Below are 1,063 nucleotides of genomic sequence, written 5' to 3'. Positions count from 1 at the left end.
ATTACGCGATGATCTTGGAGACCACGCCGGCGCCGACGGTACGGCCGCCTTCGCGGATGGCGAAGCGCAGGCCTTCGTCCATGGCGACCGGGTTGATCAGCGTGACAACCATCTTCACGTTGTCGCCCGGCATGACCATTTCCACGCCTTCCGGCAGCTCGACCGCACCGGTGATGTCGGTGGTACGGAAGTAGAACTGCGGACGGTAGCCCTTGAAGAACGGGGTGTGGCGGCCGCCTTCATCCTTGGACAGGACGTAGACTTCGGCGTCGAACTGGGTGTGCGGCTTGATCGAACCCGGCTTGGCCAGGACCTGGCCACGCTCGACGTCGTCACGCTTGGTGCCGCGCAGCAGCAGACCGGCGTTGTCGCCTGCCTGACCCTGGTCGAGCAGCTTGCGGAACATTTCCACGCCGGTGACGGTGGTCTTCTGGACCGGACGGATACCGACGATTTCGATTTCTTCGCCGACCTTGATCACGCCGCGCTCGATACGACCGGTCACCACGGTGCCGCGGCCCGAGATCGAGAACACGTCTTCCACCGGCATCAGGAACGGCTTGTCGATGTCGCGYTCCGGGGTCGGGATCCAGCTGTCGAGGGCTTCGACCAGCTTGATCACGGCCGGCACGCCGATGTCGCTCTGGTCGCCTTCCAGCGCCAGACGGGCCGAACCCGCGATGATCGGGGTGTCGTCGCCCGGGAAGTCGTACTTGCTCAGCAGCTCGCGGACTTCCATTTCGACCAGTTCCAGCAGCTCGGCGTCGTCCACCATGTCGGCCTTGTTCAGGAACACGACGATGTACGGCACGCCGACCTGGCGCGACAGCAGGATGTGCTCGCGGGTCTGCGGCATCGGGCCGTCAGCAGCCGAGCAGACCAGGATCGCGCCGTCCATCTGGGCAGCACCGGTGATCATGTTCTTGACGTAGTCAGCATGGCCCGGGCAATCCACGTGGGCGTAATGACGCTCGGTGGATTCGTATTCGACGTGCGCGGTCGAGATCGTGATGCCACGGGCCTTTTCTTCCGGCGCGGCGTCGATCGCGGAGTAATCCTTGAA

1 protein-coding gene is annotated in these 1,063 nt (G+C 64.0%); it reads right to left on the bottom strand.

Translation table 11 applies throughout. The features are described 5' to 3' along the window. Position 1: 1 nt before the first annotated feature. Positions 2–1,063: elongation factor Tu (gene tuf, locus AC1DGC_RS20135; RefSeq protein WP_449336516.1), on the bottom strand; the 1,062-nt coding region annotated here is incomplete at its 5' end.

This window comes from Stenotrophomonas sp. 05N37 (genome assembly GCF_056397365.1).
The sequence above is the reverse complement of the archived record's forward strand: the minus strand, read 5'-3'. Positions and strand labels throughout refer to the sequence as shown.